Genomic DNA, 15,221 nt, shown 5'->3' on the forward strand with positions numbered 1-15,221 from the left:
ACGTCCCATAACGTGGTAAACCCAGTTCGGAACGCCATTAACCACCTTATAGGACGTGGCAAACCCGGTTAAGAACCCCATTTACCACGTTACTGTTCTGAAGAGATAGGTAATTAAAAAAATTTAAACCACAGATTATGCAGATTTACACAGATTAATCAGTGCTAATCCTTAAATCTGTGGTAAAAAACATATGACCCCTTATTCCTGTTGCCATTCCAAAAAAACAAATGGTTTCCCGAATAGCCCTGATGGGAGTGGAAATCCTGGCATTGTGAGATTGCCGCGCAAGCTCGCAATGACAGATTGGAACGGACAGCAGGAATAGGGATGGCAAAAAATGCCCAAGCCATTCGCTCCCAAAAACAAAAAAGCCTCCAACTTAACTGCTGGAGGCTTTCTTTATTGCTTTTAAATTATCTCGAATAATTCGGAGCTTCTTGCGTAATTGTCACATTGTGTGGGTGGCTTTCCCCTATTCCGCTCGCTGTAATTCTCACGAAACGACCTTTTTCCTGTAACGTTTGTATGTCTTTGGCACCACAGTACCCCATTCCGGCACGAAGTCCGCCAACAAACTGTAACATACTTTCGTTTAATTCCCCTTTGTAAGGCACGCGACCTACAATTCCTTCCGGAACCAGTTTCTTCACATCGTCCTCCACATCCTGGAAATAACGGTCTTTAGAACCATCTTTCATGGCATCAACAGAACCCATTCCGCGGTATGATTTGAATTTTCTTCCTTCGAAGATGATAGTTTCGCCTGGAGATTCCATTGTTCCCGCTAATAATGAACCTAACATTACACAGTCGGCACCGGCAGCGATGGCTTTCGGGATATCCCCTGTGTAACGGATTCCACCGTCAGCGATTACAGGAACACCAGTTCCGCGTAAAGCAGCAGCTACTTCCAATACGGCTGAGAACTGAGGGAAACCAACACCAGCAACTACACGGGTTGTACAGATAGAACCAGGTCCGATTCCTACTTTCACGGCATCTGCTCCGTTTTCTGCTAAGTATAAAGCTGCTTCCGGAGTAGCGATGTTTCCAACAACCACGTCTAGGTTAGGGAATTTTGCTTTTACTTGTTTCAAAACATCCACCACACCTTTTGTATGACCGTGAGCCGTATCAATGATCACAGCGTCTACACCGGCGTTTACTAAAGCAGTTGCTCTTTCTACTGCATCGGCTGTAACACCAAGAGCGGCAGCTACACGTAAACGACCGAATTGGTCTTTGTTTGCGTTGGGTTTTTGGGTAAGTTTTGTAATATCTCTGAAAGTAATTAATCCGATTAATTTGTTATCGGAATTAACTACCGGTAATTTTTCGATTTTATTTTCCTGAAGAATTTCTTCGGCATTCGCTAACGTTGTTCCTTCGGGAGCAGTAACTAACTTATTGGAAGTCATCACTTCTGTAATGTCACGCGTATTGTTTTTTTCGAAGCGTAAATCACGATTGGTAACAATTCCTTTTAGGATCTGATTTTCGTCCACTACCGGAATTCCGCCGATACCGAATTCACGCATTGCCAGTTTCGCATCACCAACAGTTGCCGTTAAGGGTAAGGTAACCGGATCGATGATCATTCCGCTTTCCGCACGTTTTACTTTGCGTACTTTCGCAGCCTGTTGCTCGATGGTCATATTTTTATGTAAAACACCGATTCCGCCCTCCTGCGCCATAGCGATTGCCATAGAACTTTCGGTAACGGTATCCATTGCAGCTGAAACAATCGGAACGTTAAGCGTAATGTTTTTTGAGAATTTCGTTTTGATACTTACTTCGCGTGGAAGTATTTCGGAATAATTCGGAACCAGAAGAACATCATCGTAAGTTAGTCCTTCACCGATGATTTTAGCTGTATGTGCTTTCATGTTGCAATTTGTAGTTAAATTGCATGCAAATATAGTACATTTAAAGTTCTTATAAAAACCGTTTTAACTTAACTTTAAAAAACAAATTCCAAAGTGGTGTAAAACACCCTCGGTTCTGAAGGAATAATCCCAGGTCCCGGGTATCCCGTAGCTCTTCTTGTAAAATACCAGTTGTCGGTTAGGTTATTTATACCTGCTTCCAATTTGAATCTTTTCCACTTATAGGCTGCTGAAAAATCCATAACATAGTAGGACGGGATTTCTCCGAAAATACCGTAAATATTATCGTTATTGTCGGTCGGATGATTATCCGCATCGGTAAATTGGGAGGAAACGTGTGTAAACTGTAAACTCGATAAAAAGTTTTTATAACCTACTCCCATACCTATTTTCACATTATATAAAGGAACGAATTCCACTTTATTCCCTTTGATGTTTGGCTGATCGGATTCCAGATATTCTGATTCGGTAACGGATACATTGGAGAACATGTTCCATACAAAATTCTCATTCTCGGCAAAGAATGTTTTGCCTATATTCCAGTCCAGCATCGTTTCAAATCCGTATGTTATTGCTGTTCCGATGTTGTCACGGTAACGAACATCTCCGGCAGCTCCATTCGGATTACGTGTTACATACTCTCCAATCTTCTGATCATAATACAAGGCAAAACCGCTGATATCGAATGTTACTTTATCAAACAATCTTCCTCTTGCTCCGATATCTGCAGTGTATCCTTTTTCATCGGTAATATCTTCGGCTATTGCCTGACTCGGACTTGCGGTACGAATGTCATTGAATGTTACCGAACGGTAGTTTTGAGATATGTTTCCGTACAATTCAATTTTATTCACCGGCTTGTAGCTCAAGCCCAATCCCAACAATAGAAAGCTTCTTTCCTTAATATTATTTTCATATTCCGTTTCATCTAAAATCACATTTCCTGCTAAATCTTTATTGATTCTTCTGTAATAACCATCAGCCTGTGTTCGGATAAATTCATATCTGAAACCCGGAGTTACCGAAAAATTCGGAGTGATTTTAAAAATATTTTCCCCGAAAAGAGACACATTCAGGTTAGGAAAAGTATACGATGACTGATTGGCGTAGGTTGGAAATTCATCGGTTGCCAAATTGAAATCAGCATCCGAACCCGAACTTCCCGGCCCCTGAATCCCGGTATTTTTCGACTGGTAGTATTTGGCTCCGAGTAAAAAGGCATTGGACTTATTAAAAAACGAATATCTTTTCAAGTAACGTGCTTCGGCACCCCAGTTTGCAAAATCCCCTAAAATCAAATCCCTTTCCGTTCCCGGCGTATCCGGATTTGAAACACGGTTCGAACGATATCCAATCGCTTCTCTTGAGGCATCCAATCCAAACAACTGCAATGAAAAATCGGCGTTATTCTTAAATTTATGTTTCAATCGAAGGGAATATAAATTCCAATCGATTGCAAACCAGTTACGCTCGCGGTTACTCTGCGTCGGATCCTGATTGAACATGTAATCGGTTAAACCACCCGGTTGCTTCGCCAGATAATCGAAATGCGTATAATCAAAATGCAGGGATGTATTCGCCGTGAACTGATAATTCAAATTGGCAAAGAAGTTTTTGGCATCGAATTGTGAATTCGGACGGAAGCCGCTTCCCTGTTTGTAATTGTAAAACGAATAATAGCTGAACTTTCCTTTGGTACCGCTCAGACTGGTAAAATTCGTAAACAAATCATACGAACCGCCGGTTGTTCTGTTGGTAAATTCTATTTCTTTTTTGCTCGGACTCTTTAATTTAAAGTTGATCATTCCGCCAAACTGCGTTCCGTACTGCAAGGATGCTGCACCACGTACGATTTGAATTTCTTCCAATGCTTCTGTTGGTGTAGCATAATAACTTTCGGGATACCCCAAAACATCGGCACTGATATCGTAACCATTCTGACGTGTATTGAAATTGGAAGTTCGGTTTGGATCTAAACCACGTCCACCGATTGAAAGCTGTAAGCCTCCGTCGTTGCTTTCATTAATAGTTAATCCAACCACCTGCGAGAAAATCTGACGGGCGTTATTAGTTGCTTTGTTGGCCGTTAACTTGTCCAATACTACAACCTCCGTTTTTTTTCCGGCATAAATGGCTGTTTCTTCGATATCCTTCAGTTTTCTGATGGCTGCGATACTTTCCTTTTGTTTATTTATAACTACTTCCGAAAGCGTTTTACTTAAAGGATACAACACTACACGTAAAAATGTCTCTTTTTGGGATATTGTCACTGATTTTTCGGCCATGGCGTAATTCTCAGCAAAAAAGATGAATACATAATCCCCCGGATTTTTAATATTTATGGAATAATCACCCCTTTTATCCGTGATGAAACTTCGGCCCGTGGTTTTATCGATGATCTCGATACCCGGAAGAATTTTACCCGAATTATCGACCACGGTTCCTGAAAATTTGTATTGAGAGTAAACGTTGCACGTTAAAAACAACAGCAACACGTATTTATAATCCTTTAATTTCATCGTTAAACGGAAGTATCCAGGTTTTATGTTTGAATGATTCATTTTCTTTTGCAAGATTTGCATTGGGGTCTATATATTTTTGGCTTAAACGTCCGTTGAGCGCGACATAACTTTCGACTCTGACTTCCGGATCATTGTATCCGATTTTTTTATAATGATCGCGTAAAAAGTGGGCGTATTCCAGGATAAAATCGGGTTGAAAAGACATTTGTTTTTCCTGAAAAGGTGTCAGAAACTGACTGTTATCCACATAAGTAGTTTTCTTTGTAACAGCATCCGTAACCTTAAACTGGGTGTATCCTGATTTTTCCATAAGCATTACCCGCCATGAAAAACGGAAACCTTCTTCGGTCCAGAAAAGTTCTTCGGGATACAGCAAATAGCGGAACGGAAAAAGCAATTGGAAAGCCATGAAAGCGGTTAAGAATCCTATTTTTAATTTTTCTGAAAATGAAAATGACTGATTTTTGATCAATCCGTTTTCAAACTGATTCCAGTTCATTTTAAACAGACCGGAAATTTTCTGAAGAACCTTTTTGTGAAAACCGGCTTCAAAGAAAATCAGCGTACTGATTATCATCACATACGGAAAAACCCCGATGGGAAACAGCATTTTTGTAAAAACGTGAAAAATCACAACCAATACGAAAGCCACTATTCGGGTTCTTCTGTAAAGCAACAAAAAAGGAATGGCCAGATCATAAATTGCCCCGCACCAACTAAGGGTGTAATGCGTCCAGTTTTGGTTTAAAAATTCACCAACAACCGGCATTCCCGAACTCATGGGAAGCCACATTTTTAAAGGCATGGCATCAATTAACCAATCGGAGTTGAGTTTTGCCAATCCGGCGTAAAAATAAACGATTCCCAGCATCAGTTTGATAACGTCAACCGTCCAGGAAGGAATCTGCTGAAAGGCTTTCAACGGATTTTTATAAGCATCAACCGAATAAGCCGCGTTCGCAGGCAAAAAAATCAATATAAAACTGACCAGTGATATAAAGTAATAATGATTGAGGTACGTGGTTTTGTCTATCAGTTCGATATAAGTGAAACTCAGAAAAAATACGATAATTGCGATTCTGTATTTGTAGCCTATTGCCACCATGAGCGCAGACAGACCACAAATAAAAAACAACAAATACGTAAAATTCCCCAAAGGTTTTACCCATTCGAAACCGTAAAAAGTAAAATGGAACTGTGGTTTAATGTACATTTTCTCCACCCAGCCATAGCTTACGAACCGGATAATGCTGAACAGCATCATTAAACCAAACGCCAGCCTGAAAAAGGCCAGCGTCGCGGTTTCTGTTTTTTTAGTAAGATATTTATTCAGCCTATCAATCATGACTAATCGCCGTCTGCATCCACATAATCTACTGTAATGTTCAGCGCCGGCATCATATCAGCTTTGAAGTAAACCACATTCCACTGCAACTGATCGTAAGCGGCAATCATTTTACTGTTATCCGTAAAAATCTGTTGTGAAAAACTATCGTTCAATAATGCGTTTGCATTGAAAATTGTTGTAAACTGATTATTGATAATCGTGCTTAAAGGTTGTCCACTTTTTACCACATTCAAATACTCTAAATACGCTTTTAATCCCGGACCGGTTTCGGCAGCATTAAAATGCTTGCCATTGAAGAAATCCTGAGAAGCTTTCACTGCCTCATTCAATAGTACTTTTGAAATATCGTTTTTGTAGTACCCTTCCACTTTATTGGGATACGTTGTCCCGCTTGAAAAAATTCCGGCAGGGATCCCTACTTTTCCAGCTCGCACATTCTTTTCGTAATTCTTCACAAAAATATTAACCATACGATTAACCGAACTGCTTACTGAGTTTCCGTTACTTCCAATAAACGTGCTTCTGTAACTTCCGTTCCAATCGTTTACAATTGCATCGGCATTTGTTTTTAGCCTTGCCGCCAAATCCGTCAGATACTGCTTGTAATTGGTTGCATTTCCGTTTGAAGTGTAAAACGCTACAATTGCCGCATCGTCCGCACCCAAACCGTTAATCATATAATCAAGTGCCGGAAAACCTTGTTTATCGAATTGGGAAATCAAAGAAAAGTTGTATGTTCCGGAAGCTATATTAGCCTCAATTCCAGTTGTATTTGTCGGATAGATATTTGTGCAACTGACAAAATTTACTTCTTCTGCTTTTCCTATTTCGTATATCGAAACATATTGAAACGCCTTATAGGCCTCAACCCATGCTGTTCTTACTTCCTGCAGATCAGTTTCCGTCGGAGCCGCTGTAAAAGCAGCAATTTCTGTTTGAAGTGTATTTACTTTTGTCTGATAATTTTCAAAAGAAGGAATAATGATGTTATCTGCCCAATTTGTTAAAAGCGCTGTTCTGTCGTAACCGTCGCCTGAGGAATCCGAACCGTTGTCACTGGAAGAACATGCTGCAAAAAGGGCCGTAAAACCAATTAAAAGAAGTATTTTTTTCATTACTTGAAAATTTTTGCAAAGGTATAAAAAAAGCAGAAGAGTAAACCTCCTCTGCTTTCAATTTTTATGTTAGTTAACCGTTTCGGCCTGAGCTACTGTGAATCCGAAGCGAGCAGCAATTTGCGTTGCCAATCCGTCGATATGCGAATTCAGGTAATCTACATCCCAAAGTCCGTTTGTTCCGGCAGTCAATTCATCTAAGATAGCATCAACTTCTGCTTTTGACATATAAGGTGCATTTGTTCCCGGTTTGTTTGTGTAACGTAAGCTCATGATAAATCCGTATCCTTCAGAAAGTGCATGGAATGCTTTTTTCCCTGATTCTGTAACTAATTTAGCTTTACCTTCTTTAAGATAGAATACCGCTCTAACCGCAGGAACCAAAGCCATTTTTTGTTTGATGATAGCAATCTGAGCATCACGTGTTGCATAATCGTTAGCCACGATTGCCGCTCTACCGGTTCTGAAAGCCAATTCGATATCTTCTCTTAAAGTTCCGAAATCTGAATCCGCATCTACCTGATTGATATAGCTGCTCCAGAATTTATAGGTAGGGGTTGTAGCCGAAGGATTATCTCCACCGTAGATGTAACCGTAAGCCTCATCCCAAAGGTGTTCCATTTTGGTATAGTTTTTACCGCTTTCAAGCACTTTATTCGTATTGTTATCTCTGTTGGAACCTTCATCCAAAACAGCTGTACTCAAATAGTTATTCACGATCTGATCCATAAAACAAGCCCCCATCATCCCTTTTAAAAGCACTTGTTGAGGCTCTAGACCGTTTGCTGCGAATAAACGTTTGGAAGATCCGTCCTCATAAACTCCTGCAACTCCTGCTGAGGCCAACACTCCGCCACTAGCCGCATTAGCATCATCAAACTGACTTTCAAAAAAAGCTCTAACATCCGATTGTTCCAATGTTGAACCTCCACCACCAAAATTCACGAAGAAGTCTCTTGAAGCTGCCGTTTTATCATTTAATTTTTTACCCGATGTATTCAATTCTGTACTCGTAAACGGATTGTTTACATTGGCAAACATATCAGACAATTTAGTGTCATCAACTATTGCATTGATAGCTGCCTGATTTTTTATTTCAGCCCCCATCGCATCCAACATCAGGATTCTGCTTGTCTGACCACTGTAATCAATAGTCGTAGTGCCTGTTCTTTCAAATGTATACGTTGTGGGAATAGTATAATTTAATTGTGGTTCCTGAGTTGTATCATCTTCAGAACATGAAACAACAAATAAAGCCATTACCGGCAAAGATGTTAAGAGTACATTTTTAAATTTCATATCTCTATTTATTTAGATTGAGTTAAAATAATTTCCGAGTGCAAATATATATACTCATTCTAAATAAGCAAAAATTTATTTAGACTTTTTTTAAATAAATTTAACAGGAAATGTTAATGGTAAACAGTGAAAATTTTAATTGCTTCATTATAAGCACTTTCGAAGCTCATCGGGCTCAAATTCGAATCGGCTTTCACAGAAGTAAAATAGGAAAGCATTTTTTCGGTTGGCATGTTTCCGGTCAAATCGTCTTTCGCCATCGGGCAACCGCCAAAGCCCTGGATAGCTCCGTCAAAACGACGACAGCCCGCTTTGTAAGCCGCATCAACCTTTTCAAACCATTTATCCGGCGTGGTGTGCAGATGGGCACCGAATTCGATATTCGGGTATTTTGTAATCAAATTGGAAAACAGATAATCGATAACTTCCGGGGTGGAACTTCCGACAGTATCGGAAAGCGACAGGATTTTCACACCCATATTCGCCAGTTTTTCCGTCCACTCACCTACTATTTCCACATTCCAGGGATCGCCATACGGATTTCCGAAGCCCATCGAGATATAGGTTACGACTTCTTTATTGGTTCTGTCGGCAATATTCAAAATTTCCTGCAAAGTTACCAAAGATTCGGCAATCGTTTTGTGGGTATTACGCATCTGGAAATTCTCGGAAATCGAAAAAGGAAACCCCAAATACTGGATTTCGGGATGAATGGAGGCATTTTCAGCACCCTGTGTATTAGCGATAATGGCCAATAATTTACTTTTGGTTTGCGACAAATCCAATTTTGCCAAAACCTCAGCAGTATCCTGCATTTGCGGTATGGCTTTCGCCGAAACGAAACTTCCGAAATCAATGGTGTCAAAACCAACGCGTAATAACGATTGGATGTACTGCACTTTTTTATCTGTAGGGATAAATTCCTTGATACCTTGCATGGCATCACGCGGGCATTCGATAATTTTGACTTTTTCCATTGAAGAATCTGAAGTTCTGAGTGGCTAAATTACCACCTTTTATGCTTTTTCTAAAATCTTTTTGTTGATGGCTTTCACTAAGGCCGGTCCTTCGTATATAAATCCGGTGTACAACTGCACCAGACTGGCTCCTGCTTCGAGTTTTTCGATGGCATCTTCGGCTGTATGAATTCCGCCCACACCGATAATCGGGAACGCTTTATTGCTTTTTTCCGAAAGAAAACGAATCACTTCCGTAGAACGTTTCGTTAATGGTTTTCCGGAAAGTCCGCCCATCTCAATTTTATTCACCGAATGCAATCCGTCTCTTGAAATGGTGGTATTGGTTGCAATCACACCTGCGATTTTGGTTTCTTTTACGATATCGATAATATCTAATAATTGCTCATCTGTTAAATCGGGAGCGATTTTCAAAAGAATAGGTTTCTGCTTTGGTTTCTCAATATTTTTATTCTGAAGTGTCTGCAACAATTGCGTTAACGGTTCTTTATCCTGTAATGCTCTCAAATTCGGTGTATTTGGCGAACTCACATTCACTACAAAATAATCCACATAATCGTATAACGCATCAAAGCAGATTTCATAATCCTTTACCGCTTCTTCGTTAGGGGTAATTTTATTTTTCCCGATGTTTCCACCGATCAAAACGCCATTGTTCTTCTTAAGACGCACCACCGCATCGTCAACACCGCCGTTATTGAAACCCATTCGGTTAATAATAGCCGAATCCTCTCTTAAACGAAACAGACGTTTTTTCGGATTTCCTTCCTGACCTTTTGGAGTGAGCGTACCTATTTCGATGAATCCGAAACCAAAATCCGAAAGTTCCTTGTACAATTTGGCATCTTTGTCGAAACCAGCGGCCAATCCAACCGGATTTTTAAATTTCAATCCGAAAACTTCACGCTCCAAACGTTTGTCGTTTACGCTGTAACACGATTTTATCAAAGCCGAAACTCCCGGAATTTTATTGGCTAATCTAACAGCCGAAAAAGTAAAATAGTGCACTGCCTCAGGATCGAAACAGAAAAGTATGGGACGAATAATTTGTTTGTACATGGTAATATTGTGTTGTTGAGCAAAAATAGAAATTTGAATTCAGAATTCGGAGATTATCCTGCAGAATGTTTTATCACTTGGTCTGTATAAAACACAAAAAACACGTTTAAATCAATGATATTTAATGTTTTACAATTTTATTAATCCTTAACTTTGTTAGTCATTTTTGTCTAATTTAATTCTTCACATTATGTACATAGTCAGAGAAATATTCTATTTGCAATTTGGCCGATTCAAAGAAGCCAAAGCGTTGGTGGATGAAGCCCACAGTCTTGGTTTAATGAAAATGCCTGAAGGCGGAAAAATCCTGACCGACTTCACCGGAGAGGGTTATCGGCTTATATTCGAGGGCCCTTATAAAACGCTGGCCGATTTTGAAGCCGATTTAGCCAGAGAAATGAACGCTGAAGCCTGGAAAATATGGTATGAAAAATTCAAACCGCTGGTACGGCATTCGGAACGGGAAATTCTGAAACAGATTTCGTAAAATGGTACTGACTGTTTAATTGTGATACTATGTTTTATAAGTAAAAATTCTTCTTAATAAAGTATATTTACAGAAGTTTATAAAGAAGACTAATCACTTAAAACTTAAAAATGAATTTTGAACTGTTAGAAACAAACCATCTCATATTAAGAAAACTGACACCCGAAGTATACGCATTTGTATTTCAGCATTATAATGATGATGAACTGAAAGTTTTTTTAGGGTTTTCAACCGAAGATGAGCTTAGTAAAGAGAAAATTAAATTCGAAAAAGGAATGACAACTTATAACAGGTCATTCGTTAATTTTCAACTAATTGACAAACAAACTAATGCCATCATTGGTGCTTGTGGTTTTCACACCTGGTTCACAGAACACAATCGCGCTGAAATCGGATACGCCTTATTCAGCGAAAGCCATAAAGGCAAAGGAATTATGACCGAAGCTTTAAAGGCCGTTATCGGTTATGGGTTTAAGACGATGAACCTCAACCGAATCGAAGCTTTGATCGGGCCAAATAACGAAGCTTCTTTACGTTTGGTTCAGAAACTGAATTTCACTAAAGAAGGCCATTTGCGTAAGCATTATTTTAAGAATGGTTTCGCAGAAGATTCCGTAGTATTTTCATTGTTGAGGGAAGAATCTCACCATTAAGTATTTCTTAACTTTTTGTAAGTAAAAAGACGGAATGTATTTTGTAAATTTGATATGTCAATGATTTTCAAAACAGTACACTATGAAACGTTCCTCCAAAATCATCGCCCTTGTCTTTTTTTCATTGCTGCTGACTTTCTGCAAAAAGGAAACTAACCGTGAAATAAGTCTGCATGAACCAACATCGGTAATTCAAACGGATGATTGTGATGATCCCGATGTGGCAATCGAATGCTGTTTCGTAAACATGCCTAAACAACTGACTTCAACCATGATTATTCCGGATGATGACAGCAAAAGTGAGAAACTGGTTATCAGTGGGACAATCTATAAAAAGGATAAAAAACCATACCCTGACGTAATTCTGTATGCCTACCACACCGATTACAAAGGCGAATATTCAAAGAAAGGGAACGAAAAAGGATATCAGAAATGGCACGGTTCCCATCACGGGTGGTGCAAAACAGATAAAAACGGGAACTACCGAATCGAAACCATTCGTCCCGCTTCTTATCCTAAAACAACAGCGCCGCAACATATACACTCGGCACTCAAAATTCCGGACAATAACAAGCCTTTTTACATTACCGATTTCATGTTTAAAGACGATCCTAATCTTCCCAAAAACATGCAAAACAAATATTCACTTCAGGGCGGTTCCGGAATTGTGGATGTTAAGAAAACAGACGGTGTTTGGATTGGTAAACGGGACATTCATTTGAAATAACTACAAAAGGCTTTCTAAATCAGGCTATCTGCAACTATTACTATTTACGACGTTTACTGAGCAAATTTATAGCGATTATTGAGATTACTTTATTAAAAACAAAACACAGATTCCACAGATTTACACGGATTACTCTGTGAAAATTTGTGGAATCTGTGTTTCAAAATATCCTATCCGAATTTGTATCAGGACAACTGCTCTTTCGAGGGATTTCAATTAATTTTCTTCTTCAACCGTGTGCGACTTCGAATATACTCTCCATTTTTCAATGCATTCCTTTATATCCTGAGGAATTTCGGTATCAAAACGCATGAATTCTTTCGTGGTCGGATGTTGGAATCCTAATGTTTTTGCGTGTAACGCCTGTCTTGGCAATGTCTTGAAACAATTATCGATAAACTGTTTGTATTTGGTGAAGGTTGTTCCTTTTAAAATCAGGTGACCTCCGTAACGCTCGTCGTTAAACAACGTGTGTCCGATGTGCTTCATGTGTACACGAATCTGATGTGTTCGTCCGGTTTCCAATTTACAGGAAACTAAAGTCACATATCCCAAGCGTTCCAACACTTTGTAATGCGTCACGGCCCATTTTCCGTATTCTTCGTTGTCGTAACAGGCCATTTGCATACGATCTTTCATATGACGACCGATATATCCGGTAACGGTTCCTTCCTCCTCTACTACATTCCCCCAAACCAAAGCGATATATTCCCTTTCAGATGTTTTTTCTTCAAACTGTCTGGCCAGAAAAGCCATCGCATGATCGGTTTTGGCAACTACAAGCAAACCTGAAGTATCCTTATCGATTCGGTGAACCAATCCGGGACGCTCGCTGCTGTTCATCGGTAAATTTTCGAAATGAAAAGCCAATGCGTTCACCAAAGTTCCGGTATAATTCCCGTGTCCGGGATGTACCACTAAACCAGCGGGTTTGTTAATTACCAGTAATTGGTCGTCTTCATAAACGATATCCAGCGGAATATTCTCCGGGATAATAATGTTTTCAAACGGCGGATGTTCCAATAACACACGCACTACATCGTTCGCTTTTACTTTATAATTGGACTTTACCGGAATGTTGTTCACGAAAATATTCCCGTTAGCCGCAGCCTGTTGGATTTTATTTCGCGTGGCATTCTCCACCAAATTCATTAAAAATTTATCTACACGCAACGGAGCTTGGCCTTTTCCGGCTTCAAAACGATGGTGCTCGTATAATTCTTCGTCTAATTCTTCCTGATCTGTATTCTGATTATTCTGCATCTTCTTCTGCCGGAGCCGGCGCTAATTGTTCACTTGCATTAATACTGTCCATTTCCTCGTCCTGGAATCCGGTTTTTCCGTCTCCTAAAACAAAATCTATTTTTGACGATTTTAATATTCTATCGCCTGCTTTCAATGTTTTTCCGTTTTGTTTCACTTCAAGAACAACATCTTTAGCCATATATTCCACATACTTCACATCGCCTTCTTCTAATCCCAAAGCTCTCAGAGTAGACAAAGCCTGTCTGTATGTCTTCTGAACCAATTCCGGTAAAACGACTTTCGAATAACCGCCTGAGTTGATTTTTACATACACTTTACGACCATCCTTAACGGTTACGGCCGGAAGCGGATCTTGTTCCACAATAGAATAAGGCGGAAAAGCCGGATTAAAATCCACTGTATCTAACAATTGTAATTCCAGATCAATATCATTCAAACGTTCCTCTGCTTTTTCAACGGACATCTTTGACAGATTAGGAACCGGAATTTCTTCCCCGTGATTCGTCGCCACGCTTAAAAACTTCATAACTCCAAAAACAGAAGCGGCAACAATCAGTAATGCTATTGCGAAGTTTTTGAAAAATACAGGACTTGTTAAAAATTTTTTCCAACTCATAGTTTTGGTTTTGGGCAAAGATATAAAATACTAAAGATTTTTTGTTTCTTCCGAAAAAGTAATTGTTTGCCTAAGGTCGTCAGGAACCCACTTTTCATTTTTATCGGAAGAAAAATATTTTTTGATGTGGGTTTCAACAAATAGTGATAATTTTGTGTGAACTATTACTTATTAAATAACGGACAGAATATGAAATCGCCACTAACAAAAGTTTGTGCAAACAAACACCGATAAATGAAAGCGATACCATATGTGACCTCTAAAAAATAAATTTACAGATATGAAAAATGTTGCCATCATCATGGGAGGCTATTCCAGTGAATATCAGATTTCCCTTAAAAGTGGAAATGTAGTCTATAACTTCTTAGATAAAACCAAATACAATGCCTACCGTATTCATATTTTTAAGGAAAAATGGGTAATGGTGGACGAAGACGAAAATGAATTCCCGGTAAACCGTCACGATTTCTCTGTGAATTATGTCGGAATCAAACTTACTTTCGATGTAGTTTTCAACGCTATTCACGGAACTCCAGGCGAAGACGGACTAATGCAGGCGTATTTCGAATTATTAGATATTCCGCAGACTTCCTGCGATTATTACCAGGCGGCGCTGACATTCAACAAGCGTGATATGCTTTCTGTACTGAAACCTTACGGCATCAAAACAGCAACTTCTTTCTATTTGGACAAAGGCGATGTGATTAACGAAGACGAAATCATCAAAACAGTAGGATTACCGATGTTCGTTAAACCAAACAAATCCGGTTCAAGCTTCGGAATTTCAAAAGTAAAAACCAAAGAAGAATTACTTCCGGCCATTGAAAACGCTTATAAAGAGGACAACGAAATCATCATCGAAAGTTTCCTTGACGGTACGGAAGTTTCTGTTGGCGTAATCAATTACAGAGGCGAAACCACGGTTTTACCAATCACGGAAATTGTATCGGAAAACGATTTCTTCGACTATGAAGCCAAATATTTAGGAAAATCGAAGGAGATTACTCCTGCCCGAATTTCAGAGGATGTCCGTCAGAAAGTGGAAGCGGTTTCCAAAAAAGCCTATGAAGTTTTAAAAATGAAAGGGTTTTCAAGAAGTGAATTCATCATCGTAAACGGAGAACCGTTTATGCTCGAAATGAATACCATTCCCGGTTTAACCACTGAGAGCATTTTACCGCAACAAGCCAAAGAAGCCGGCATTTCACTAACCGAATTGTTTGATAACGCTATTGAGTTGGCGTTATAACAAATAAACTGTGA

At 39.4% G+C, this 15,221-nt stretch carries 13 protein-coding genes; 4 read left to right on the plus strand and 9 right to left on the minus strand.

The features are described from left to right. Positions 1–416: 416 nt before the first annotated feature. The 7 genes from guaB to FLJC2902T_RS09215 form a co-directional block, all read right to left on the minus strand. The gene (gene guaB, locus FLJC2902T_RS09185; RefSeq protein ID WP_023579516.1) at positions 417–1,889 is read right to left on the minus strand and encodes an IMP dehydrogenase; all 1,473 of its coding nucleotides are present in this window, start codon (positions 1,887–1,889) and stop codon (positions 417–419) included. 74 nt (positions 1,890–1,963) lie between these two features. After that, positions 1,964–4,450 carry a TonB-dependent receptor domain-containing protein gene (locus FLJC2902T_RS09190; protein WP_449404067.1) on the minus strand — a complete coding sequence of 829 codons (2,487 nt, stop codon included), beginning with the start codon at positions 4,448–4,450 and terminating at the stop codon, positions 1,964–1,966. Next, a complete protein-coding gene (locus FLJC2902T_RS09195) occupies positions 4,389–5,756 on the minus strand; it encodes an HTTM domain-containing protein (protein WP_023579518.1) in 1,368 nt (455 codons plus the stop codon). The genes FLJC2902T_RS09190 and FLJC2902T_RS09195 overlap by 62 nt, the downstream gene beginning before the upstream one ends. A gap of 2 nt (positions 5,757–5,758) precedes the next feature. Then, entirely contained in the window at positions 5,759–6,874 is a 1,116-nt protein-coding gene (locus FLJC2902T_RS09200) for an imelysin family protein (RefSeq protein ID WP_023579519.1), read from the minus strand. Positions 6,875–6,943: 69 nt separating this feature from the next. Further along, the gene (locus FLJC2902T_RS09205; RefSeq protein ID WP_023579520.1) at positions 6,944–8,173 is read right to left on the minus strand and encodes a DUF4856 domain-containing protein; all 1,230 of its coding nucleotides are present in this window, start codon (positions 8,171–8,173) and stop codon (positions 6,944–6,946) included. A gap of 113 nt (positions 8,174–8,286) precedes the next feature. Continuing rightward, positions 8,287–9,150 (minus strand): hydroxymethylglutaryl-CoA lyase, encoded by an 864-nt coding sequence (locus tag FLJC2902T_RS09210; RefSeq protein ID WP_023579521.1) that lies wholly within the window; start codon positions 9,148–9,150, stop codon positions 8,287–8,289. A 39-nt stretch (positions 9,151–9,189) separates the two neighbouring features. Next, a complete protein-coding gene (locus tag FLJC2902T_RS09215; protein ID WP_023579522.1) occupies positions 9,190–10,209 on the minus strand; it encodes a quinone-dependent dihydroorotate dehydrogenase in 1,020 nt (339 codons plus the stop codon). A 190-nt stretch (positions 10,210–10,399) separates the two neighbouring features. Between FLJC2902T_RS09215 and FLJC2902T_RS09220 the strand changes: the two genes are divergently transcribed. The 3 genes from FLJC2902T_RS09220 to FLJC2902T_RS09230 all read left to right on the plus strand — a co-directional run bounded on the left by FLJC2902T_RS09220 (position 10,400) and on the right by FLJC2902T_RS09230 (position 12,076). Then, entirely contained in the window at positions 10,400–10,696 is a 297-nt protein-coding gene (locus FLJC2902T_RS09220) for a hypothetical protein (RefSeq protein WP_023579523.1), read from the plus strand. 110 nt (positions 10,697–10,806) lie between these two features. Continuing rightward, entirely contained in the window at positions 10,807–11,349 is a 543-nt protein-coding gene (locus tag FLJC2902T_RS09225; RefSeq protein WP_023579524.1) for a GNAT family N-acetyltransferase, read from the plus strand. 82 nt (positions 11,350–11,431) lie between these two features. Beyond that, on the plus strand, positions 11,432–12,076 hold the full coding sequence (locus FLJC2902T_RS09230; protein WP_023579525.1) for a dioxygenase family protein: 645 nt from the start codon (positions 11,432–11,434) through the stop codon (positions 12,074–12,076). Positions 12,077–12,292: 216 nt separating this feature from the next. Here the strand turns inward: FLJC2902T_RS09230 and FLJC2902T_RS09235 are convergent, their stop codons facing one another. Both FLJC2902T_RS09235 and FLJC2902T_RS09240 read right to left on the minus strand, forming a co-directional pair. Continuing rightward, the gene (locus FLJC2902T_RS09235) at positions 12,293–13,339 is read right to left on the minus strand and encodes an RluA family pseudouridine synthase (protein ID WP_035678140.1); all 1,047 of its coding nucleotides are present in this window, start codon (positions 13,337–13,339) and stop codon (positions 12,293–12,295) included. Then, positions 13,329–13,958 carry a PASTA domain-containing protein gene (locus tag FLJC2902T_RS09240; RefSeq protein WP_023579527.1) on the minus strand — a complete coding sequence of 210 codons (630 nt, stop codon included), beginning with the start codon at positions 13,956–13,958 and terminating at the stop codon, positions 13,329–13,331. The genes FLJC2902T_RS09235 and FLJC2902T_RS09240 overlap by 11 nt, the downstream gene beginning before the upstream one ends. Before the next feature lie 280 nt (positions 13,959–14,238). Between FLJC2902T_RS09240 and FLJC2902T_RS09245 the strand changes: the two genes are divergently transcribed. After that, positions 14,239–15,207 carry a D-alanine--D-alanine ligase gene (locus FLJC2902T_RS09245; protein WP_023579528.1) on the plus strand — a complete coding sequence of 323 codons (969 nt, stop codon included), beginning with the start codon at positions 14,239–14,241 and terminating at the stop codon, positions 15,205–15,207. Positions 15,208–15,221 lie beyond the last annotated feature (14 nt).

Source organism: Flavobacterium limnosediminis JC2902, assembly GCF_000498535.1.
Lineage (GTDB): Bacteria > Bacteroidota > Bacteroidia > Flavobacteriales > Flavobacteriaceae > Flavobacterium > Flavobacterium limnosediminis.

What these genes read in the sequence shown, in the direction of transcription:
- guaB (WP_023579516.1), bottom strand. Translation starts at nt 1,889, where the DNA reads ATGAAAGCACATACAGCTAAAATCATCGGTGAAGGACTAACTTACGAT.
- FLJC2902T_RS09190 (WP_449404067.1), bottom strand. Translation starts at nt 4,450, where the DNA reads ATGAATCATTCAAACATAAAACCTGGATACTTCCGTTTAACGATGAAA.
- FLJC2902T_RS09195 (WP_023579518.1), bottom strand. Translation starts at nt 5,756, where the DNA reads ATGATTGATAGGCTGAATAAATATCTTACTAAAAAAACAGAAACCGCG.
- FLJC2902T_RS09200 (WP_023579519.1), bottom strand. Translation starts at nt 6,874, where the DNA reads ATGAAAAAAATACTTCTTTTAATTGGTTTTACGGCCCTTTTTGCAGCA.
- FLJC2902T_RS09205 (WP_023579520.1), bottom strand. Translation starts at nt 8,173, where the DNA reads ATGAAATTTAAAAATGTACTCTTAACATCTTTGCCGGTAATGGCTTTA.
- FLJC2902T_RS09210 (WP_023579521.1), bottom strand. Translation starts at nt 9,150, where the DNA reads ATGGAAAAAGTCAAAATTATCGAATGCCCGCGTGATGCCATGCAAGGT.
- FLJC2902T_RS09215 (WP_023579522.1), bottom strand. Translation starts at nt 10,209, where the DNA reads ATGTACAAACAAATTATTCGTCCCATACTTTTCTGTTTCGATCCTGAG.
- FLJC2902T_RS09220 (WP_023579523.1), top strand. Translation starts at nt 10,400, where the DNA reads ATGTACATAGTCAGAGAAATATTCTATTTGCAATTTGGCCGATTCAAA.
- FLJC2902T_RS09225 (WP_023579524.1), top strand. Translation starts at nt 10,807, where the DNA reads ATGAATTTTGAACTGTTAGAAACAAACCATCTCATATTAAGAAAACTG.
- FLJC2902T_RS09230 (WP_023579525.1), top strand. Translation starts at nt 11,432, where the DNA reads ATGAAACGTTCCTCCAAAATCATCGCCCTTGTCTTTTTTTCATTGCTG.
- FLJC2902T_RS09235 (WP_035678140.1), bottom strand. Translation starts at nt 13,339, where the DNA reads ATGCAGAATAATCAGAATACAGATCAGGAAGAATTAGACGAAGAATTA.
- FLJC2902T_RS09240 (WP_023579527.1), bottom strand. Translation starts at nt 13,958, where the DNA reads ATGAGTTGGAAAAAATTTTTAACAAGTCCTGTATTTTTCAAAAACTTC.
- FLJC2902T_RS09245 (WP_023579528.1), top strand. Translation starts at nt 14,239, where the DNA reads ATGAAAAATGTTGCCATCATCATGGGAGGCTATTCCAGTGAATATCAG.